Origin of the sequence: Streptosporangium sp. NPDC000509 (genome assembly GCF_042898365.1) — a bacterium.
Lineage (GTDB): Bacteria > Actinomycetota > Actinomycetes > Streptosporangiales > Streptosporangiaceae > Streptosporangium.
In genome coordinates this window covers 80,587-101,022 of sequence record NZ_JBIAYX010000006.1, presented here as the reverse complement: position 1 = coordinate 101,022, position 20,436 = coordinate 80,587, and the positions used below count along the sequence as shown (strand labels likewise).

The window sequence follows — 20,436 nt, the reverse complement described above, 5'->3', positions numbered from 1 at the left end:
GCCGTGTTGACGGAGCTCCTTACCGGCTGGATCACCCATCAGCGATGGTTCGCCGGTAAGGGGCGCCCGATCGACGATCTCGTCGTCGACTCGGACGTGGAACTGGCACCGCGCCTGCGCCACCTGATCATCTCCGTCCACCAGTCAGGGGGACGGGACCGCTACCAGCTGCTGCTCGGCAGCGAGGCGCCGGAGTGGGCCCGCTTCAAACCGGCCCACATCGGCGAGGGCTACTACGACGCCGCCTACGACGCCGACCTCACCGCCGCCCTGCTCGACGGCATGGCGGAAGGCCGCGACCTCGGCGCCATCTGCTTCCGCCACCTCGACGGGGTGGAGATCGACACTTCCAAGCGCAGCCTGGTCCTCGGCGCCGAGCAGTCCAACACCTCGCTGGTGTACGGCGGCACCTACATCTGCAAGCTGTTCCGCCGCCTGACCGCCGGGGTGAACCCCGAACTGGAGATCGTCACCGCCCTCGCCCTGCGCGGCAGCACGCACATCGCCAAGCCGTACGGCTGGATCGAGACCGACCTCGACGGCGAGACCACCACGCTGGCGATGACCCAGGAGTTCCTGTCCAACGCCAACGACGGCTGGGCCCTCGCCCTGGCCAGCGTCCGCGACCTGTACGGCTCCCTCGAACCCTCGGCCTCCGACGCGGGCGGCGACTTCAGCTCCGAGTCCTACCGCCTCGGCGTGACCACCGCCACGGTCCACCGGGAGATGGCCGAGGCGTTCCCGACCGACGTGATCGAGTCGCAGGAGGTCAAGCGGATGGTCGAGGAGTTCCGCCGCCGCCTGAACGTCGCGGTGGAGGAGGTGCCCGCCCTCGGCGAGCACGCCCACGTCGCGGAGGAGGCCTACCAGCGGGTCTCGGACGTGGCCGGGGAGATGCCCGTCCAGCGGGTCCACGGCGACTACCACCTCGGCCAGGTGATGCGCACCAACAACGACTGGGTCATCCTCGACTTCGAGGGCGAGCCCGGCCAGCCCATCGCCGAGCGCCGCGCCCTGTCCTCCCCGCTGCGCGACGTGGCCGGGATGCTCCGCTCCTTCGACTACGCCGCCCGCCACCTGCTCGCCGACCACCCCGACCCCGACGCCCTCCGCCCCCGCGCGGTGGAGTGGGCCGAGCTCAACCGCTCCTCCTTCCTCGCCGGCTACTCCGCCGGAGGCGGCCACCTGCGCGCCGAGGACGCCGTCCTGCTGCGCGCCCTGGAACTCGACAAGGCCGCGTACGAGGTCGTCTACGAGTCCCGCAACCGCCCGACCTGGCTGCACATCCCGATGGCCGCCTTCGAAACCGGCCATTAGACGCCCTCCCGTGGCGCGGGGAGAGCGCCGAACGGCCGCCGGTCGGTGGACCGGCGGCCGCACGAACATCTCAAGAGGTCAGGGGAGCTTACGGACCTCCACCTTCGCCTTGCGGTAGTTGTTGCCGTTGCCGTCGGGCTTGTAGTTGCCCTCCACGTTGCCCGCGATGTCCACGGCGAACCAGTGGATGTCGGAGGTCTTGTCGAGCGTGATCTGCTGGGAGCCCTCGCGCATTCCCGCGGCGAGAAGCTTGGTGGAGTTCAGCGTCGGCCGGCTGCCGTCCAGGGTGTAGTAGACGTTGGCGGGCTCGTCGACCTCGAAGGTGAACGTGGCCGACGTTTCGGACCGGTCGGTCACCTTCACCTGGGAGGCGGGTTTCTTCTTGTCATCGGCGTACTGGCGGGCCACCTCCAGGATGCCGATCTGGCCGGACGAGAACTCCATCGCCTCCTCGTGGCCCTCGGCGAACGGCGGCTGGAAGCCGACCGCCTCGAAACGCTTGGTCTGCGGGTTGTAGACGTCCGCGCCGACCTCGAAGCTCCAGCCGATGATGCCCCGGTTGTACCAGTGCTCGTCGGCGCTGTTACCGGCCGCGGAGTACAGCACGTCCGGGATCGGACCGGTGCGGCCCGGCCAGATACCGTTGCCGCGCCAGGACTGGACGCTGGAGAGGATGTGGTTGGAGGCACTCCAGAAGAAGTTCTCCGTACCGAAGTCGGGCCGCGGCAGCGTCTCACGACCCGCGGACTTGTACGAGCCCGGAGCCCACATGAAGTAGCCACCGTAGGAGTGCGTGTTCATCGCGAACTTGATGTTCGGGTACTGCTCGGTGATCCAGACCTCGTTGCGAGCCTCCGGCTCCGACAGCTCGGCCGGGCCCGCGTAGGTGCCGCTGGTGCAGCTCGTCGAGGCACCGCTGTAGCCGTCGAAGACCGAACCGACCGAGAAGTTGCGGTTCAGGTCCACACCCCAGGCGTTGCGGTTCGCGGGGTCGGCCGCGTTGACCGGGCAGTGGTTGGTCATGGTCTTGCGCTGCATGTTGTAGTCGTACACGCTGTAGTGCCCGCCGTCGGGGTTGACCGTGGGCATGATGAAGATGTCGAGGTTGTCGACCAGCTTCTTGGTCTCCCCGTCACGGGCGTAGTTGCGCAGCAGCCGCTCGGCGGTCTCCACACAGGTCAGCGGGGTCACCCATTCGCGGGCGTGCTCCTGGCAGTAGAGGAACACGCCGACCTTCGAGCCGTCGCGCTGCTTGCCGATGCGCAGCGCCTTCGTCTGGAACGGCTCGCGCGAGACGGTCGCCGGCGCCTTGAGGTTGTCGGTCAGCTTCGTCGCCACGGCCGCGGCGACAAGACCGGAACCCGCGTTGCCCCGGTAGGTGGCGGCGGTCAGCAGCGCCGACGCCGCGGCGTTGCCGTTGAGCGCGTCCACCACCGCCTTGGCGGTGCTGTTGATCGCGGAGGACTCGTTCGTGCCGAGGTTGACCACGACGTTCTTGCCGCTCACCGACACGCTCAGCGCGGCCGAGGCGGCGTCCGGCTTCACCAGCGCCACGCTGATGTCGTTGCCGCCCTCGTGCCCGTACGCCTTCGAGGTCACGTAGAACGTGCTCGCCGCGACGGTGCCGAACTGGGCCTGCGCCGCCCGGCGGTAGCCGTTCGTCTTGTGCGGCAGATCGATGATCTGCGAGATCTTCGGGAATTCCTGGGCCAGGCCGGAGATCCGGTCGGTGATCTCGGTCGGGTCCATGTAGCGGTCGACGAAGTCCACGACGTAGTGCTTCTTCGGGGGCTTGCGCTTCTCACCCAGCCACTTGGTCACCGGAACCGTGACCGAACCACCCCGGTTGCTGGTGATCGTGGCCGTGGTGGGAACCGCGGTCAGGGCCAGCGGCGAGCTGAACCGGTGGTACATGTACTGGCCGGCATCGGTGAAGCGCGACATCGTCGCGGTGCCGCCCGAGTCGGGGGCGGTGCCCTTGCCGCTGTCCCAGGCGACGGTGAGCACCGTCGCCGCGTCGATGGCACTCGACTTCACCTCGACGGAGAGGAAGTTCTGGTCGTCGAGGCTGGTGAACCACTCGGCGCGGAGCGGGGTCAGCGTGTCGACCTCCGCCGCCGCCTGGGCCTCGGCCGCGACGGCGCTCCGCCGCTGGATCAAGTTCTCGGTGAACTCCGTCTGGTCGGAGATCTTGCCGACGATGTTGAAACCGAGATCGCGGAGGTTCTGGGCCTCCTCCGGGCTCAGTACCGCGTGCATCTCGAACCCGCCGTCGACGGGCTTCTTGTACTCCGCGAGGTCGACGCCCATGGAGTTGAGCCGGTCGATGCCGGCCTCGTCGGGGACGATGACGCGCAGCAGCGCCACACCGTTCTGTTCGGTGCTGGACTGATGGTCGGGGACAACCTCGCTGACCGGCGGGGACGGCTCGGCGAGAACGGGGAACGAACCGAAGCTCAGGGCAATGGGAAGAGTGAGCACGACCGCGATACGGCCGAGTCTCCTGCCATCGAGAGAACTCCTCATGAGAGATGCCTCCAGTTGGCGCACGTCTCCGGGTAGTGGGTCATCCCGGCAGAAAGTACGCAATCGGCAAGAATCTCTACTAGAGGACGTATCTTCGTCAAGACCCCAAAAAGCAGCATTCTGCGCATTCGATAATTTTATGGTAAAATTTATATGATATTTATACATAAAGTACACGTTTTGAGATGCAGTCCCCGTAGCTCCAATCTCAAGTCTTGCCAGATATAATCTAATTTGTCGCTTTTAAGTCGATTTGGGGTATTTCTGTCCCTCGCTGCCGGCCGCGACCATCTGGAGGTAGGCTTCCTGCCCCCGACCACGAGGTGGTCCAGCAGCTTGGTCGGCCCTTCCTCGCCGGCCGGCGGCTTCCCGGACGCGGCCGGCGGTGGCCGACCGAGGTGATCGGCCGCGATATTGGCCGGCGAACCACGCCGCTATACGCGGCTTTTACCTCGCCTGTGGAACGCTCTGGGCAAAGTAAACGGCCAAGATCGAGCGGGGATCAGGTGTCATCAGGCAGTGGAGCATCGGCACGGTGGCGTCCTGGACGGATGATCGCCTCGGCTGCGGGGGTCGTCGCGATGGCGCTGGTGGCGGGGTGCTCCTCCGCCGACACCGCCGACGAGGCGCCTCCCGTCGCACGGCAGTCCGCCACCCCACCGGCGGTGCTCGACACCGCGATCGGGAAGGCACCGCCGGTCGACCCCGCGTGGCCCCGGTGGGGGCTCACCCACACGGGGGTGAGCGCCAACAACGTCACCGAGCAGTTCGAACGGGTCGTGGCCGGAACTCTCGCCAGAACCCCGATGCTGCAGAACCAGCACATCATGGGATTCGGAGCGCTCAACCCCCAGCCCCGTCCGAAGGAGTTCTACTGGGAGGACCTCGACAGTCGGACGAACCTCATGAGGCTGTCCGGCGGCACGCAGATCATGACGCTCTGCTGCGCCCCCGACTGGATGAAGGGCGGCCCCGAGGGCCCGACCACGGACGTGGGCTGGAGCGAGCACCTGGAGGACGCCCCCTATCCCAAGCACTTCGACGACTTCGCCAAGCTGTCGGCGGCCGTCGCCACCAAGTATCGCGACGTCAAGTACTTCATGGTCTGGAACGAGTTCAAGGGCTTCTGGAAGGACCACTCCAAGCCCGCGGACTTCAAGGGCTACACCGAGCTCTACAACAAGGTCTACGACGCGGTGAAGGCGGTCAGGCCCGACGCCATGGTCGGCGGCCCCTATCTCGGCTTCGACAGCAACAGGACGGGAAAGTCCGAGCTGCGGGGGCCGTGGGGGGTCGTCAACCAGAACGCCCTGGACGCCTTCGAGTACTGGTTCGAGAACAAGAAGGGCGCCGACTTCGTCGTGGTCGACGGCGCCTCGCTGACCGACGCCCACGAGATGCTGCCCGACGCGTTCGGCGCGCTGGGCAAGTTCAGCGCGGTCACCACCTGGCTGCGCGAGAGGACCGGCGACCTGCCGGTCTGGTGGTCGGAGTGGTACTTCGTTCCCGAGGACAAGACCACCTGGCCCGAGCCGATGCGGCTCGCCGTCCAGGCCGCCTCGATGATCGAGTTCGCGAAGAGCGGTGCCGCCACGGCGCTGTACTGGAATCCACAGACCAAGGAGGGCACCTGCCAGGGGTGCATGTGGGACCCGGGGACCGGCGCCGAACTCCCGACCGGCAAACTCATCGCCGACTTCGCCACCTGGTTCCCCGCCGGAGCCGAACTGGAGCCCGTCACCTCCTCCGACCCCGGCGTCCGGGTGCTCGCGCAGCCTCGGCGGCTGCTGATGGTCAACACCGTCGACGCGAAGATCACCACGACCGTGGACGGCAGGTCGTTCACCCTGCTCCCCCACGAGATCAAGTGGAGCGACCGCTAACCCTGCATGGTTGGGGATGGTGACCACGAACGAGGAGACCCGGTCGTCGAACTGCGGAGGGCTCATTCCGGCAGCCAAAAGGGAAGACACCATCGCGCGAATTCCAGAACCGCGATTCTCACAGACGGTTCGTGTCTCCCTGGGAACGGTGACCTCTTCGAGGATTTTCATCAATGTCGCGTTCCGCGCCGAAGAGATCCCTTCGTCCGCGAGGCTGTCGAGAGTCACCGGTCCGAACAGGCCACCGGGACTACGGATCCTGGTTTCACATGCTAGCTAGCATGCTAGCTAGCATGTGAAACCAGAGAGCGGGTTTCCAGTACCACCTCGGCGGCATTTCGGGTCCGCTTGGAGATCCTGCGAAGCGGATACCTTCCACGTTTCTTAAGGATTAACGGCAAAACGACACGAGGGATCCCACTAGATGACCTGGTCTGCTGGAGCCGCGACCCACTCTGCGGCCTCGGGGCTCAACGGTTCGTTCTCCGGCCCTTCGCGCTCGGGGGCGATGTACGAGTAGAAAGCGGGCTCGGGGAAGGCGTCGTCACGATGTCGAAGTCGCGCGGGACGAGCCACCGGATGGCGAGCGCTGCCGCCAGCATGAGCAGGGCCCCAGCCAGCCCGGTCACCTCCAGCGACGCGGTGAACGCCGTTTTCGCCTGGCGGGCCAGCTCCATCCCGGCTGTTCCGGCATGACGGGCGACCTCGATCGCACCTCCCAGGGAGTCGCGCGCCGCCTCGACGGCGGAGACGGAGGAGGATAGCGCCGCACGATAGACGGCGGCCGCGACGCTGCCCAGCACGGCGACGCCGAGCAGGCCGCCCAGCTCGTAGGAGGTCTCCTCGATCGCGGCGGCGCTGCCCGCTTTCTCCAGCGGCGCGCCCGCCATGATGACCGATGAGGCGATCGCCAAAGAGCCCATGCCGGAGCCGACCAGCAACAGTGACACGGCGACCCATGGGTAGACGACGGGTGCGGCGAACAGCACGCCGAACCCCAGCCCGGAGATCGCCAGACCGCCGGCCAGCACCGTGCGGGTCCCGATCCGGACGGCCAGCCAGGGCGCCAGCGGAGACAGCAGCAGCGCGCCCAGCGCGGCCGGCAGCATCCGCACGCCGGTCTCCAGGGGGGAGTAGCCCTGGACGAGCTGCATCCACTGCGCCATCAGCAACATCACCGCCCCCATCGCGATCGAGGTGCTCAGCGCCGCCAGCGTGCCCGCGCTGAACGGCCGACTGCGAAACAGGCGGATCTCAAGCAGCGGGTCGGGCCGCCTCAGGCAGCGCTGTACGAACCAGGTGAGCGTCACCGCCGCCACGGTGAGGGCGACCCACGGCCATGGCGCGACAGGTCCCTCCTTGGCGAACTGCTTGATCGAGAAGACCAGGGCGACCATCCCGGCGATCGACAGCGCGGTCGCGACCAGGTCCCAGCGACCCGGATGCGGGTTGCGCGACTCCGGAAGCAGGATCAGGCCCGCGAGCACCGCCAGGACCATCACCGGCACGTTGACCAGGAAGGCCGAATGCCAGCTGAAGTACTCCAGCAGCAGCCCACCCAGGATCGGCCCGAGCGCGCTTCCCAAGGCGGCCATCGCCGCCCAGATGCCCAGCGCGGTCGCCCGTTCCGCCGGGTCGGCGAAAAGGGTGCGGATCATCGACAGTGTGGATGGCATGATCATGGCACCGCCGACGCCGAGCAGTGCCCGCACGGCGATCACCTCGCCCGGTGAGGAAGCCCACAGCACTGCCACCGACGCCAGCCCGAAGAGTACGAAGCCGGCGAGCAGCGTCCTCTTACGCCCCCAGCGGTCGCCCAGAGCGCTCACCGTGACCAGCAGGCCCGCCAGCACCAGTGAGTAGACGTCCACCATCCACAACAGCTCGACCGAACTGGGCCGCAGTTCGGCGGAGATGGCGGGCAGGGCGACGTTGAGGATGGTCATATCCATGATCACCAACAGCAGGCTGGCCGACAGCACCGCCAGGCCGACCCATCGCCGTGGGTGGGGCGGCGCGGTGGCGGCGCCCGGTACGGGCGCGGGGAGGAGACTCATCGCGTCCCCCCGGCGAGGCCGGCGCCGTTGAAGAACGTCTCGTGCACGAGCCACTGCAGGTCCCGGCGCGCGACGCTGCCCTGGTGCAGGCTTTCCCGCACGGCCAGCAGCAGACCGTACACCGTGTTGCCGATCCATCGGGGAGGTAGGTCGGCGCGCAGGACTCCGGCTCGTTGTGCCGCCTGATAGAGCGTGACTTCCAACTCCTCCAGCGCGTCGCTGCGTTCGCGCAGTGCGGGCATGGACAGCGTCAGGTCGGCCAGGGCGAAGCTGTACTCCTCGGCGTCGTCGATCAGCCCGGTCAGCATCTCGCGCAAGGCGGTGGTGATCACGGCCGGGTCCGCCGAGCGAGCGGCCTCCCGAATGCCCGCGCTCTGCTGGGCGGCCTCCCAGCGGTTCAGCGCGTGGTGGCCGAGTGCCAGCAGTAGTTCCTCACGACCGCTGAAGTGGCGGTGCAGCGTGGCACGGCTCACCCCGGCCGCCTCGGCGAGTTCTCCCATCGAGGCGCCCGGATCCTGGTTGAGGCGCTGGATCGCTGCAGCAATGATCTGGCCATAGCCCACAGCCATCAGTCAACTCCATATCATTTGAAACATGGTTGTCTCAAATGAGAGTACAACGTTCCACGACGTTCCGCTCGCTCGCGGCTCGCAGATCAGCCGGTGGCGTGGGCCGCGTTCACGTCAACGCGCCGCATCAGGAGGAACCAGCCATGACGCGGATCTTCCGGAAGAACGTCCGGACGTCGTCGACCAGCAGGTCGGGGGCCTCCATCGCGGCGAAGTGACCGCCCCGGTCGAACTCCGACCAGTGGATCACGTTGTGCTCGCGTTCGGCGACACGCCGGATCCCGCCGTCGCCGGGGAAGACCGCGACCCCGTGCGCGATCTCCGAACGTTCGACCGGCGTCCCCCACTGTGCCGAGCCCTCCTTGTAGAGCCGGGCGGACGAGGCGGCGGTGCGGGTCAGCCAGTAGATCGTCACGTCGGTGAGCATCTGGTCACGGTCGACCGCCTCCTCGGGCAGGTCGTGCGCGGGGTCGGTCCACTCCTTGAACTTCTCCACGATCCAGGCCAGCTGGGCGGCGGGGGAATCGTGCAGGCCGAAGGCGACGGTCTGCGGCCGGGTGGCCTGGAGGATCGCGTAGCCAGAGCGGTCGTTGTCGGCGTAGAGCATCATGCGGGCCTGCTCGGTCTCGGTGAGGCCCTCCATCTCGGCCGGGTCGAAGGTCGGGAAGCCGAGCGCGCCGTTGACGTGCACGCCGACCACCCGGTCGGGGGCGACGCGGCCGAGCTCGGGGGAGACGACCGAGCCGCTGTCGCCGCCCTGGGCGCCGTAGCGCTCGTATCCGAGGCGGCTCATCAGCTCGGCCCACGCGCGGGCGACCCGGCGCAGGTCCCAGCCGGTCTCGCGGGTGGGACCGGAGAAGGCGAAGCCCGGTATGGACGGGGCGACGACGTGGAAGGCGTCGGCGGGGTCGCCGCCGTGGGCGCGGGGGTCGGTGAGCGGGCCGATCACCTTCGTGAACTCGACGATCGAGCCGGGCCAGCCGTGGGTGAGGACCAGCGGCAGCGCGTCCGGCTCGGGGGACCGCACGTGCAGGAAGTGGATGTTCTGGCCGTCGATCTCGGTGGTGAACTGCGGGTACTCGTTGAGCGCCGCCTCGTGCTTTCGCCAGTCGTACCCGCTGCGCCAGTACTCGGCCAGTTCCCGCACGTACGAGACCGGGATGCCGTACGACCAGCCGACGCCGGGCAGTTCGTCGGGCCAGAGGGTGCGCGCCAGCCGGTCGTGCAGGTCGTCGAGCGCGGACTGCGGGATATCGATGCGGAACGGAGCGATCTCCGTGGTGAACGTCATGGTGATCACGCTAGGAAAGGGTTAGGACAGGACCGGTCCTAGGAGTACGGCAATCTGGGGGCATGTTGGAGACATCGGCCCGGTTGCTCAGACTGCTCTCGCTCCTGCAGACCCACCGGGAGTGGTCGGGCGCGGAACTGGCGGAGCGGCTCGGCGTGACCACGCGGACCGTCCGCCGTGACGTCGGGCGGCTGCGCGAGCTGGGTTATCCCGTGCACGCCACCGCGGGCGCGCCCGGCTACCGGCTCGGAGCGGGCACGGACCTGCCGCCGCTCCTGTTGGACGACGACGAGGCGGTGGCGGTCGCGGTGGGCCTGCGAACGGCGGCCGGGAGCTCGGTGTCGGGGATCGAGGAGACCTCCGTGCGGGCGCTGGCCAAGCTGGAGCAGGTGCTGCCGTCCCGGCTCCGGCATCGCGTACACGCGTTGCGGTCGATGACCGTGCCGATGGGACGGGCGGGTTCGGCGGTGGACCCGGCGTCCCTGAGCGCGATCGCCGCCGCCTGCCGCGACCACGAGACCCTGCGGTTCGACTACCGCACGCACGACGGGCAGGAGAGCGTCCGCGCCGCCGAGCCCTACCGGCTCGTCCATTCGGGGCGGCACTGGTATCTGCTGGGCTGGGACACCGGCCGGGCCGGCTGGCGCACCTATCGGATCGACCGCCTGAGCCTGCGAACGCCGAACGGACCCCGGTTCGTCCCCCGCGACCCGCCCGACCCCGACCTGGCCGCCTACATGTCCCGTTCGATCTCCGGAGCGCCCTATCGCTACCAGGGTCGTTTCACGATGTACGCTCCGGCCGAGGTCGTCGCCGAGCACATGCCGGCCACGATGGGGGCGATCGAGCCGATCGACGAGCGGTCCTGCACGGTGTCCAGCGGCTCGAACGACCTCGACGAGCTCGCCGTCTGGGTCGCGCTGATGGACATCGACTTCGAGGTGCACGAGCCGCCCGAGCTCGTCGAACGCATCCGCGCCCTCTCCACCCGCCTCGCCGCCGCCACCCCCACCTGATGGGAATCGGCTCACTGTAAGCAGCCCGTTATCGAAGTCCCCCGGCTCGGCGGAGCCCGCGATCTACCCTGGTGCACAGCCACGCAGCCCCCCACTGCCTTGGAGATCCTTAACGTGCTAGAAGGCCGTTGGACCACGGTCACGCCTTCCCAGTACCAGCACGAGCGCGAGGCCCCGGAACACGTCCGCTCGGGACTACCCGACGCGGATCCGTACCGTGCCTGGTCGAACTTCACCTTCACCGCCAACACCGGGCACGTCCGCGAGGTCGACCTGTTCGTGGCCGCCCCCACCGGGCTCTTCCTCATCAAGATCAAGAGCCTGCACGGGCGGCTCGGCGCGAGCGGCGCCACCACCGCCTGCACCTCGGCGACGACGATCTCACCACCTGGCGCCCCCGAAGACGACCCGCTCCCCGTGAGCGGTCCTGTGATCAGAAAAGTGCCTCCTTGCTGCCAACTTAATGCCAGGGTTAAGCTATGGATGGAGCTGGATGGCAGGTCGTGCTGGTTGCCGAGGTCGCCGACTGGTACGACCGGTTATGCCAGGACGACTGGGATAGCGCCGAGCAGGTCGAAAACGCCATAGACATGCCGGCGCAGACCGGACCGACACTTGGCCGACCACTGGTGGATCGCATCAAGGGAGCCGACAACCACCATCTGAAAGAGTTGCGACCCGGTTCTTCAAAAGGAAGCGAGATCCGCATTCTGTTCGCATTCGACCCGATTCGCCGGGCGGTGCTTCTAGTCGCGGGCGACAAGGCCGGCAACTGGGACCATTGGTATGACACGAACGTACCGATGGCGGAGAAACGGTACGCCGAGCACATAGCGGAGCTGGCTAGCAGGGAGTACGAATGAGCGCGGTCAACTGGGACGAGGTGAAGCAGCGGGCGCGGGAGCGGCGTCAGGCTGCGGGACTGCCCGTGCAATCGGATGACGAGAAGTCCGCCGCGATGGAGCAGCTCGCCGCTGAGGTCAGGGCGCACAAGCTCGCGGAGATCAGGCGTGAGCAGGATCTGACCCAGCGGGATGTGGCCACCACCATGGGGGTCTCCGGCCCAAGGGTCTCAGCCATCGAACACGGGGAGGTCGACCGTGTCGAGGTGGCGACCTTGCGCTCCTACGTCGAGGCTCTCGGCGGACGGCTGCGTGTCGTGGCCGACTTCGGTGACGTCGAATACACCGTGGCATAGCCCATACGGCAGCAGAAGCCCTCGGCCAGGTGGCCGAGGGCTTCTCTCGCTTCCGGAGGCGGAGTCAGAAGTCGAACTCGCCCTTCTTGGCGCCGTCGATGAACGCGTCCCACACACTCGCACTCACCACGAACGGCGCCCGCTCCGGAGCCTCTGTGTCACGCAGCCCCACCCGACCACCCGACAACGGAGCCACCTCCAGACAGTCGCCCTGGTTGGACCCGCTCTTGGTCGCCTTACGCCAGACTGCGGCCTTCAGTTCTTCGCTCAGGTCCATGATTTCTCTGCCTCTCTAATCAAGTCGATGGACAGATGCTGAGGTTGCGCCTCAGCTCGCAGGGCGTCGTATCTGCTGTGTATAGCTTCAACGTCTTCCGGGCGATCTGTCACGTGACCGTCGGTCGCAGAATCGATATATACCGTATCCGCGCTTCCCGGGAGATGTGCGATCACGAATCCGCCGAGAATACCTGTCGTCACCCCCAACCCTGTGGGTACGACCTGGATACCGATTCGCGGGGACTCTACCGCCTCTACGAGACGTTCGAGCTGGCGACGCATGACCTCCTTGCCGCCGATAGGACGATGAAGGACATTTTCATCCAATATCGCGCGAAACAACGGCGAGTTGGCGCGAGCGAAGATTTCCTGCCGCTCCATGCGAGCGACGACAGCCTTCTCTACCTGCTTGTCAGTTATACCGGGCTCTCCGCGAATAACCGCTCGCGCGTACTCCTCTGTTTGGAGGAGTCCTGGAACGACGAGCGGCTGCCAGGTGTGCAGCGTGTGCGCTTCCTGCTCGATGTCCAGCCACCCACGGAACCACCGAGGGCTCGCCGAGCGGGTGATGTGCTCCCAGAGCCGAACGAGCTCCCCGCCCGCGCCCACGGCCTTGTCGTAGTGCTCCATGAAGCTCCGACCTGCCCTGCGCTGCCCTCGCTCGGTGAAGCCGATCAGGCTCGCACTGAAAGGGATGACCTCCGCCAGACGCTCTATGGAGATGCCTGTTCTATTTCGGTGTTTGCGAAGTTCGGCCCCCAAAAGGACCAGAGGCTTTACCGAAGGGTCGGGTTCCTGGAAAGCGGACATTTCAGCTCCGTCCTGTGGGGGCGCTACTCCGGCAACACAAAAAAACACAGTCCACTACAAAGTGTCCTGGTGGTGTGCGGGGAGTTTCGATACCTAACGTAGCCGGTCGAGGGCACCCTGTGAAGAGAACTGAAGGCGCAAGAAAATCATCGGATAAGCCCGCTTACCACATCATCAAAAGACCTCGGCAAACCTGTCGCCAAAATAGTTGGCTATGTCCGGAAAAGAAGGTTAGAAATGACGCCGAGGTGCCGGAACATGCGACATCGACAGGTAGTTCACGCATCCGCCGGATACAGACCTGTCACCACTCGGCAAGTCCTGACCGGACAGCCGGAAGTCACCTGACGCAGGCACAACCCGCCGGACAGTGCCGAGCCCGCCCCGGAAAAGCCCCCACCCCAGAAACGAAAGCGGGACCCGCCACGGCATCGCACGCCGGGACGAGTCCCTCGACCGGACGCAGGAGGTCCGATCTGATGCATCACCCTAGAGGAAACCCCAGGCCCATCAGGGTCCGTTGGCACGCGGACCGGCCGCCGATGCCGCTCGGTTGCCGCTGGTGCGGTCATCCCCCGTACGCGCACGAGGCCACCAGCCTCCCGCACCGCGCCCGCCACCACTGGGAGCAGCCCACCCCCGCGCAGGTCCACGCCAGGATGACCGTCCGCCGCCGCCTCGGCCTCTCCGGCCACCCGCCGGTCGCGAGACCCATCCGCGCGATCCCCGCCCCCACACCTCCCACCGTTTCCCCGGTGCGGCTCCCGGAGGTCTCCCCCGGCCGACACCGGCGCCCTGAGCCGTTTGGGGCCACGGTCGCCACCGTGCCGTACCGGCGAGGACGGCCACCGAGCACCCGTACCCCCTCCGGCAAGCACGCCCCGTACCGGCAGGGAGCGACGACATGAACGAACGCGTCCCCCAGCCCCGGCAGAGCGGAAGGCACCGGCACGGGGCCGTCACCGAGCAGGTCGGCTCCCAGCCCTGGGACCTGGCCGAGCGCGCCGCCGCCGAGCAGCTCGACCAGATCGAGCCCGCCTGGACCGTCTGGTACGGCACCGGCACCCGCCACTTCCACGCCGTCGCCATCTGGCCCGCCCCCGAACCCCTGATCGTGCGGGCCCGCACCGCCGACGAACTACGCGCCCTGATGCGCGAGGCCGAAGACACCGCACCGCCGCCCCGAGGAGGGACCATGCCTGAGACACCTGACACGCCACACCCCCCGGACGACCCGCGCACCGTCTACTGGGACCTGCCACACGATTTGCCGATCGTCGGCAAGGCTCGCGCCATGGCGAGCGAGACCCTCGCGGCCTGGGCGCTGCACCACCTCGCCGAGGACGTCGCCCTGGTGGTCGGCGAACTGCTCGCCAACGCGATCGTCCACGGCGAGCCCGTGGTCAGGCTCTCCCTGTGGGCCGACGCCGACGAGTTCCAGATCCAGGTCACCGACCGAGGCCCTGGACAGCCGCGCCACCTCACCTTGGATCCCGAGTCCCTGCACGGCCGCGGGCTGGCCATCGTCAGGGCCCTCGCCCACGACACCGGCGTCATACCTCTCCCCGACCGCCCCGGCAAAACGGTCTGGGCCCGCTGGCGTCTCTCCGCCGGCGACCGCTGAGACCTCGGCCACGAGCCCGAACGACCTCCGCCCGCCCGCTCACTCGCTCGCGACCAGGCGATCTTCTTCCGGCCCATCGGGTCGACAGGGCCGCGCACCTCGAACCCCTCACGGAAAATAATCCTATATATCCAGATATGTCCCAATAGTGAGTATTAGTCAACAGATACACTGACCAGCGGTTGATTAAAGGGGAAACACGTAGTTCGAGAGTGACTGTCTGTTCTTGGTCGTAGCCGTGATGCTACGGTGTCTGCCTGTTCACGCTCTGCTGTTGAAACGGCATCGCATGGCCGTCCCGTCTTACCGGAGGAACAGCAGGTTCGACGTGGCCCTGTCATGCCCTGCCGCCACCCCCGAGGACGCCGATGTCAGTAGATGCACCCCACCGGGCGCGGAGAAGGTTTTCACCGAGGGAGTTGGTGGTCCTCGCCGCTCTCGGCACCATGGTCATTACGGCCTGCGCGTGGTTGTGGGCGATATACGCCGCCCCCTACGAGGCCAGAGGGCTGATGGCGCTCGTCGGCGGGGTCTCGGCCCTGCTGCTGTCCGGCGCCGTCGCCGCCGCCGTCCACTACGCCGGCACCGGTAACCGGCTGCGTGAGCAGGCCGAGTGGGCCGGCGCGCGGTTCACCTGGCTGGAGCGGGAAACGCTGCGAATGGCCGAGGAGTCACTGCCCTCGCTGGGGCGTCAGGTGCGCGAAGGCGCCTCGGTCGCCGACGCGCTCTCCCAGGTGCCGCAGCCTCCGGAGGGCCCGCTGCGGCACCTGCTCGGCTCGGCCGCGCACGAGCTCGAACTGCTCGAACGCGAGCGCGCCGTCGTCCAGGTGTCCCGTGAGACGGTCGAGGACGAGCTCTCCCGGCTGATCGACGACACGCTGCCGGAACTGGTCAGGCGGATCCAGACGAACCGGATGTCGGTGAACGCCGCGCTGGCCGAGATACACCAGCCGGAGCACGAGCCGCTGCGCGACCTGCTGCGCGAGACGGCGCGGCAGCTCTCCGAGAGCGAGCGCCGGGGCACCGCCGTGATGGCGGCGTGCGCCGGGGCCGCGGCCCGGGTGCAGGCACAGGCCACCAGCCTGCTCGCCCGGCTGCGCGAGCTGGAGGAGCAATACGGCGAGCACGAGGAGGTGTTCGCCGAGCTGCTGGACCTGGACCACCGCATCTCCCAGGTGAGCCGGTTGGCGGACAACGTCGCGCTGCTGAGCGGCGGCCGTTCCGGGCGGCGATGGACCCGGCCGATCGTCATGGAGAGCGTCCTGCGCGGCGCGATGGGCCGCATCGGCGGCTACCGGCGCATCCGGCTGCACTCCACCAGCACCGCCGCCGTCGCGGGATACGCGGCCGAGGGCGTGATGCACGCGCTGGCCGAGTTGATGGACAACGCCGCCACGTTCTCGGCGCACGGCACCGAGGTCCACGTGTACGTGGACGAGGAGGACGCCGGCGTAGTGATCACGATCGAGGACAGTGGCCTGGGGATGCGCCCGCGCGAGCGGCAGCACGCCACCAGGATCGTGTCCGAGCCGCTCGACATGCGGACGCTGTCCGGTACCCGGCTGGGCCTGGCGGTCGTGGGACGCCTGGTCGACAAGTACGGGATGACGGTCAGCTTCCGGTCGTCCGCCCGCGGTGGCATGGGGGTCGTGATGCTGATCCCGCGCCTGCTGATCACGCAGCCCCTGTCGATCACCGTGTCGCCCGACGCCGAGGCTTTGGTCCGCCGCCCCGTACGGACCCCCGTACAGGGCGGCGCGCAAACCGCCGTGCGGACTGCTGTGCCGGCACCGGCCATACCCGCGCAGGAGGGGCCGGCCGACGAGTCCGAAGACCTGCTGCCCAGACGACGCCGAGGGCAGACGCTGGCCGAGGCGACCAGGGCTCGGCAGGCGTCGCCGGCCAAGCCCGCGCGCGAGGGGCGTGACTCGGCCGCGAGGTTCGCCGCGTTCCGCCAGGCCGGCGGCCGTGGACCTACGTCCCCTCCGGCCCCTTCCCCGGACCCGGGCGACTCTTGACACGTGTCCGCCGACCACCGGACATCTTTGGATTCACAGATGAGGAGGCAGGGGCCGTCCCTCCCGGGCCCGCGCCGCAGGGGCACCCCGTCGTTTCTATGAGCACAACCGACGCTTCGAACACCACCGATCGTGACTTCGACTGGCTACTGGAGAACCTCAAGGAGAAGACCCCGGGGATCAGGCATGTGCTGGTGCTGACCAGGGACGGCCTGAAGATGAGCTTCACCGCCGGCCTCGGCCGGGACGGTGCCGACCAGCTCTCCGCCCTGGCCGCCGGGATCCAGAGTCTCTCGCTGAGCGCCTCCGCCGAGTTCGGGGACGGCATCGGAGCGGGGCAGGCGATGGTGGAGTTCGCCGGTGGACTGCTGCTCATCGTGCCGGCCGGGGACGGCGCCCACCTGGCCGTGGTGGCCGACGAGGACGGCGAGGTGGGACTCATCGCGCACAACATGAACGAACTGGTGGAGCAGATCGGGGTCTACCTCACCGCGGCACCGCGGCAAACAAAGAACGGCGACGACCACGGATGACACGGCGAGCCATCGACCGAGAAGACCCCGACCGGCTCTACACGGTCACCGGGGGACGTACCAGCGCCGATGAGAAGACATTCGACTCCGTCTCCCTCATCGTCAGCGAGTGCGCCCCCACCCCCGGTATGCAGTCCGAGCACATCAAGATCCTGCGGATGGCCCAGCGGCCGACGGCGGTGGTGGAGATCTCGGCGGAACTGCGACTGCCGGTCAGCGTGGTGAAGATCCTGCTGCGCGACCTGCTGGACACCGGTCGCATCACCGTCCGTCATCCGTCGATCGCCGCACAGGCCGGACGACCGGATCCCGAAATCCTGAGGCAGGTGCTCGTTGCACTCCACAACCTCTGACCAGATGGCGGCCGCCGCGCGAACGCCACTCCGCACGACCGCCGCGGACGCCCTGAAAATCGTGATCGTCGGCGGGTTCGGGGCGGGAAAGACGACCTTGGTCGGCTCGGTGAGCGAGATCCGCCCGCTGAGCACCGAGGAGGTCATGACCCAGGCGAGCGTGGGCATCGACGACGCCAGCCAGGTACGGAACAAGTCGACCACCACGGTGGCCTTCGACTTCGGCCGGATCACGCTGAACGAGAGCAAGGTGCTCTATCTGTTCGGCGCGCCCGGTCAGCAGCGGTTCTGGTTCGTGTGGGACCAGTTGTTCGCCGGCAGTCTGGGCGCGGTCGTCCTGGTGGACGCCCGCCGCCTGGAGGATTCCTGGTACTCCATCGACCGGCTGGAGCACCACCGGACCCCGTTCGTCGTCGCGGTCAACCGCTTCAGCGACGGGCCCACCCTGGATTCGGTACGCGAGGCGCTGGCGCTGTCGCCCGAGGTCCCGCTCATCGACTGCGACGCGAGAGAGCGGTCCTCGTCCAAGCACGTGCTGATCACGCTCATCGAGCACCTCACCCGCACCTACGACCAGTCGCCCGCCCGAGAGAGCATGCCGTGACGAACTCCCCTCCCCTGCCCGACTCCACAGACCCGTCCGCCGCCTCGCCCACCTCGCGGGATCCCGAGGGGGGACGGGAGCCGCTGGAGGGATACGCCGACCACGCCGACGCCGTACGGCTGCACGCGTCGCTGATCGGCGACGACCCGACCGCGCTGTTCCAGGAGATGCGTCGCGAGCACGGAGCCGTCGTCCCCGTTCTCCTCGACGGCATGCCCGTCTGGTACGTGATCGGCTATCGCGAACTGCACCATGTCGCCAGCCAGCCGCAGTTGTTCGGCCGCGACCCCAGGCGCTGGAACCTGCAGGACCACCTCCCCCCTGACTGGCCGTCGCGCCCGTACGTGACGTGGCAACCGTCCGTGATGTACTCCGAGGGAGCCGATCACCAGCGGCGGATCGGCGCCATCAGCGACGCGCTGGACAGCGTCGACCGCACCGAGCTGGCCATGATCTGCGAGCGGATCGCCGACCTCGCGATCGACGAGTTCTCCGGGAACGGCCAGACCGATCTGATCTCCCAGTACGCCTACCGGATTCCGGCTCAGGTCGTCACCCGGCTGTTCGGGCTGGCGGAGACCGACCTGCCGGTACTGGTCGAGGACGTCAACAACGTGCTGAGCGGGAGCGAGGATGCCCTCTCGGCGATTTCCCGGATTCTGGACAAGCTGAGCCGGCTCGTCGCCGACAAGCGCACCCTGCCGGGCCACGACGTCACCTCGTACATGGTGGCGCACCCCGCGCGGCTCACCGACGAGGAGATCGTCCAGGACCTGATCATGGTGATCATCGCCTCCCAGGACAGCAGCGCCAACTGGATCGGCAGCGCCCTGCGGCTGATGCTGGTGGACGACCACTTCTCGATGAGCCTGCAGGGCGGTCGCAGCAGCGTCGGCGAGGCGCTGAACGAGGTGCTGTGGAAGGACCCGCCCTCGCCGAACCTGCCCTCACGCTGGGCCGTGCAGGACTGCGAGCTGGGCGGGCGGCGCATCCGCCGGGGCGACATGCTGGTGCTCGGCGTCGCCGCGGCCAACGCCGATCCGCAGGTGCAACCGGCCGCCCATGCCGGCTCCGGCGCCAACCGGGCGCACATGTCCTTCGGCCACGGCGAGCACGGTTGCCCCTTCCCCGCGCCCGAGCTCGGCGAGATCATCGCCAAGACGGCCGTGGAGATCCTCCTCGACCGGTTGCCCGACGTCTATCTCACCGTGAAACCCGACGAGCTGCGGTGGCGCCCTTCGCTGTGGATTCGCAGCCTGGAGGCCCTGCCCGTACGGTTCAGCCCGATCGTGCCGACCGGCCGCCCGTGGAGCACCTGAAGCGCCCCGGGTGTTGATAACTTCTCGAAAATGGGAGAAGCCAACACATTCCGCATCGGAGGCACGATCGACGTACGGCGGCTCGGGTTCGGGGCGATGCATTTGCCGACCGAGCCCGGCGAGGCCCGTAAGAGTGCCGTCGAAGTGGTCCGGCGCGCCGTCGAGTTGGGTGTCACGCTGATCGACACCGCGTATCTGTACGGGTGGGGCGCGAACGAGGAACTCCTCGTCGAGGCGCTGTATCCCTATCGGGATGGGACGCTCATCACGACGAAGGTGGGCGTCGTGCCACCGGACCCGCCGCGCGACGCGGCCCTGTGCGGGCGGCCGGAGGTCCTGCGGGATCAGGTCGAACGGGCCCTGCGCCGACTCCGGGTCGACCGGCTCGATCTCCTCCAGTTGCACCGCATCGACCCGGAGGTGCCACTCGCCGACCAGGTCGGAACGCTGGGCGACCTGCGGGCCGACGGCAAGATCGGCCATATCGGGCTGTCCGAGGTCACCGTCGCCGAGCTCGACCAGGCACGGCGGATCGTCGACATCGCCGGTGTGCAGAACCGCTACAACATCCTCGACCGCGAGCATGAGGCCGTGCTCGACGCCTGCACCGCGGCCGGGATCGCCTTTTTGCCCTGGCGACCCGTCCACCCCGCGGCCTCGGAGCCGACGGGCGAGATCGCCGCTGTGGCGACCGAGCTCGGCGCCACGGCGGCCCAGGTCGCGCTGGCGTGGCTGCTCGACCGTTCACCGGTCATGCTGCCGATCCCCGGCACCGCCTCGATCGAGCACCTGGAGCAGAACGTCGCCGCGGCGAGCCTGCGGCTGAGCGACGACCAGCGGAGCCGTCTCGACGCCATCCGCCCGTCCCCCTGACCGCTCACGTCTGTTTACATCTGTTTACGCCTATGCATTCCGGTCGGAAAAAGGTGACCGATCACTGGAATACATCGGATATAGCGCGAATCATCATCTGACACTCGCGATATGGGCCTACAAAGGATCGTGATGCGGGCGTAACCTGATCGCCAGACGATCGGCC

21 protein-coding genes and 1 pseudogene are annotated in these 20,436 nt (G+C 67.8%); 14 read left to right on the top strand and 8 right to left on the bottom strand.

What is annotated here, in order from left to right; all coding sequences use genetic code 11:
• Window positions 1–3: 3 nt before the first annotated feature.
• A complete protein-coding gene (locus ACFY3D_RS13110) occupies window positions 4–1,317 on the top strand; it encodes a phosphotransferase (protein WP_389978688.1) in 1,314 nt (437 codons plus the stop codon).
• Between the two features lie 78 nt (window positions 1,318–1,395).
• On the opposite strand, the gene ACFY3D_RS13105 is transcribed toward ACFY3D_RS13110, so the two are convergent.
• Complete coding sequence (locus tag ACFY3D_RS13105; protein WP_389978685.1) at window positions 1,396–3,843, bottom strand: M14 family metallopeptidase; 2,448 nt, start codon at window positions 3,841–3,843, stop codon at window positions 1,396–1,398.
• Between the two features lie 551 nt (window positions 3,844–4,394).
• Here ACFY3D_RS13105 and ACFY3D_RS13100 point away from each other — a divergent pair.
• Window positions 4,395–5,726: a xylan 1,4-beta-xylosidase gene (locus ACFY3D_RS13100; RefSeq protein ID WP_389978682.1), complete on the top strand. Its 1,332-nt coding sequence runs from the start codon at window positions 4,395–4,397 to the stop codon at window positions 5,724–5,726.
• 27 nt (window positions 5,727–5,753) lie between these two features.
• Here the strand turns inward: ACFY3D_RS13100 and ACFY3D_RS13095 are convergent.
• From ACFY3D_RS13095 to ACFY3D_RS13075, 5 genes and pseudogenes are all read right to left on the bottom strand, one after another.
• Window positions 5,754–5,984 (bottom strand): annotated as a pseudogene (locus tag ACFY3D_RS13095) (ATP-binding protein); the annotation flags it as partial.
• A gap of 162 nt (window positions 5,985–6,146) precedes the next feature.
• The gene (locus ACFY3D_RS13090) at window positions 6,147–6,236 is read right to left on the bottom strand and encodes a hypothetical protein (protein WP_389979185.1); all 90 of its coding nucleotides are present in this window, start codon (window positions 6,234–6,236) and stop codon (window positions 6,147–6,149) included.
• Window positions 6,197–7,783, bottom strand: a complete 1,587-nt coding sequence (locus ACFY3D_RS13085) for an MFS transporter (protein WP_389978679.1) — start codon at window positions 7,781–7,783, stop codon at window positions 6,197–6,199. The genes ACFY3D_RS13090 and ACFY3D_RS13085 overlap by 40 nt, the downstream gene beginning before the upstream one ends.
• Window positions 7,780–8,352, bottom strand: a complete 573-nt coding sequence (locus ACFY3D_RS13080; protein WP_350947559.1) for a TetR family transcriptional regulator — start codon at window positions 8,350–8,352, stop codon at window positions 7,780–7,782. The genes ACFY3D_RS13085 and ACFY3D_RS13080 overlap by 4 nt, the downstream gene beginning before the upstream one ends.
• A 127-nt stretch (window positions 8,353–8,479) precedes the next feature.
• Window positions 8,480–9,643 carry an epoxide hydrolase family protein gene (locus ACFY3D_RS13075; RefSeq protein ID WP_389978675.1) on the bottom strand — a complete coding sequence of 388 codons (1,164 nt, stop codon included), beginning with the start codon at window positions 9,641–9,643 and terminating at the stop codon, window positions 8,480–8,482.
• 62 nt (window positions 9,644–9,705) lie between these two features.
• Between ACFY3D_RS13075 and ACFY3D_RS13070 the strand changes: the two genes are divergently transcribed.
• The 4 genes from ACFY3D_RS13070 to ACFY3D_RS13055 all read left to right on the top strand — a co-directional run bounded on the left by ACFY3D_RS13070 (window position 9,706) and on the right by ACFY3D_RS13055 (window position 11,857).
• Window positions 9,706–10,659, top strand: a complete 954-nt coding sequence (locus ACFY3D_RS13070) for a helix-turn-helix transcriptional regulator (RefSeq protein WP_389978672.1) — start codon at window positions 9,706–9,708, stop codon at window positions 10,657–10,659.
• Window positions 10,660–10,773: 114 nt separating this feature from the next.
• The gene (locus tag ACFY3D_RS13065; protein ID WP_389978669.1) at window positions 10,774–11,247 is read left to right on the top strand and encodes an NERD domain-containing protein; all 474 of its coding nucleotides are present in this window, start codon (window positions 10,774–10,776) and stop codon (window positions 11,245–11,247) included.
• On the top strand, window positions 11,163–11,522 hold the full coding sequence (locus tag ACFY3D_RS13060) for a type II toxin-antitoxin system RelE/ParE family toxin (RefSeq protein ID WP_389978666.1): 360 nt from the start codon (window positions 11,163–11,165) through the stop codon (window positions 11,520–11,522). Before ACFY3D_RS13065 ends, ACFY3D_RS13060 begins: the two co-directional genes overlap by 85 nt.
• Window positions 11,519–11,857, top strand: a complete 339-nt coding sequence (locus ACFY3D_RS13055) for an XRE family transcriptional regulator (RefSeq protein WP_389978663.1) — start codon at window positions 11,519–11,521, stop codon at window positions 11,855–11,857. The genes ACFY3D_RS13060 and ACFY3D_RS13055 overlap by 4 nt, the downstream gene beginning before the upstream one ends.
• 64 nt (window positions 11,858–11,921) lie before the next feature.
• Here ACFY3D_RS13055 and ACFY3D_RS13050 read toward each other — a convergent pair whose 3' ends face one another.
• Both ACFY3D_RS13050 and ACFY3D_RS13045 read right to left on the bottom strand, forming a co-directional pair.
• Window positions 11,922–12,134 (bottom strand): DUF397 domain-containing protein, encoded by a 213-nt coding sequence (locus ACFY3D_RS13050; protein WP_389978660.1) that lies wholly within the window; start codon window positions 12,132–12,134, stop codon window positions 11,922–11,924.
• On the bottom strand, window positions 12,125–12,946 hold the full coding sequence (locus ACFY3D_RS13045; RefSeq protein ID WP_389978657.1) for a helix-turn-helix domain-containing protein: 822 nt from the start codon (window positions 12,944–12,946) through the stop codon (window positions 12,125–12,127). The genes ACFY3D_RS13050 and ACFY3D_RS13045 overlap by 10 nt, the downstream gene beginning before the upstream one ends.
• A 479-nt stretch (window positions 12,947–13,425) precedes the next feature.
• On the opposite strand from ACFY3D_RS13045, the gene ACFY3D_RS13040 reads away from it, so the two are divergent.
• From ACFY3D_RS13040 to ACFY3D_RS13005, 8 genes are all read left to right on the top strand, one after another.
• A complete protein-coding gene (locus ACFY3D_RS13040) occupies window positions 13,426–13,854 on the top strand; it encodes a hypothetical protein (RefSeq protein WP_389978654.1) in 429 nt (142 codons plus the stop codon).
• Window positions 13,851–14,570 (top strand): ATP-binding protein, encoded by a 720-nt coding sequence (locus ACFY3D_RS13035; protein WP_389978651.1) that lies wholly within the window; start codon window positions 13,851–13,853, stop codon window positions 14,568–14,570. The genes ACFY3D_RS13040 and ACFY3D_RS13035 overlap by 4 nt, the downstream gene beginning before the upstream one ends.
• A 422-nt stretch (window positions 14,571–14,992) precedes the next feature.
• The gene (locus ACFY3D_RS13030; protein WP_389978648.1) at window positions 14,993–16,588 is read left to right on the top strand and encodes a sensor histidine kinase; all 1,596 of its coding nucleotides are present in this window, start codon (window positions 14,993–14,995) and stop codon (window positions 16,586–16,588) included.
• A gap of 98 nt (window positions 16,589–16,686) precedes the next feature.
• Window positions 16,687–17,121 (top strand): roadblock/LC7 domain-containing protein, encoded by a 435-nt coding sequence (locus ACFY3D_RS13025; protein ID WP_389978645.1) that lies wholly within the window; start codon window positions 16,687–16,689, stop codon window positions 17,119–17,121.
• A complete protein-coding gene (locus ACFY3D_RS13020) occupies window positions 17,118–17,474 on the top strand; it encodes a DUF742 domain-containing protein (protein WP_389978642.1) in 357 nt (118 codons plus the stop codon). Before ACFY3D_RS13025 ends, ACFY3D_RS13020 begins: the two co-directional genes overlap by 4 nt.
• A gap of 4 nt (window positions 17,475–17,478) precedes the next feature.
• Window positions 17,479–18,078: an ATP/GTP-binding protein gene (locus ACFY3D_RS13015; RefSeq protein ID WP_389978639.1), complete on the top strand. Its 600-nt coding sequence runs from the start codon at window positions 17,479–17,481 to the stop codon at window positions 18,076–18,078.
• Entirely contained in the window at window positions 18,075–19,397 is a 1,323-nt protein-coding gene (locus ACFY3D_RS13010; protein WP_389978636.1) for a cytochrome P450, read from the top strand. Before ACFY3D_RS13015 ends, ACFY3D_RS13010 begins: the two co-directional genes overlap by 4 nt.
• A gap of 30 nt (window positions 19,398–19,427) precedes the next feature.
• The gene (locus ACFY3D_RS13005) at window positions 19,428–20,270 is read left to right on the top strand and encodes an aldo/keto reductase (protein ID WP_389978633.1); all 843 of its coding nucleotides are present in this window, start codon (window positions 19,428–19,430) and stop codon (window positions 20,268–20,270) included.
• Window positions 20,271–20,436 lie beyond the last annotated feature (166 nt).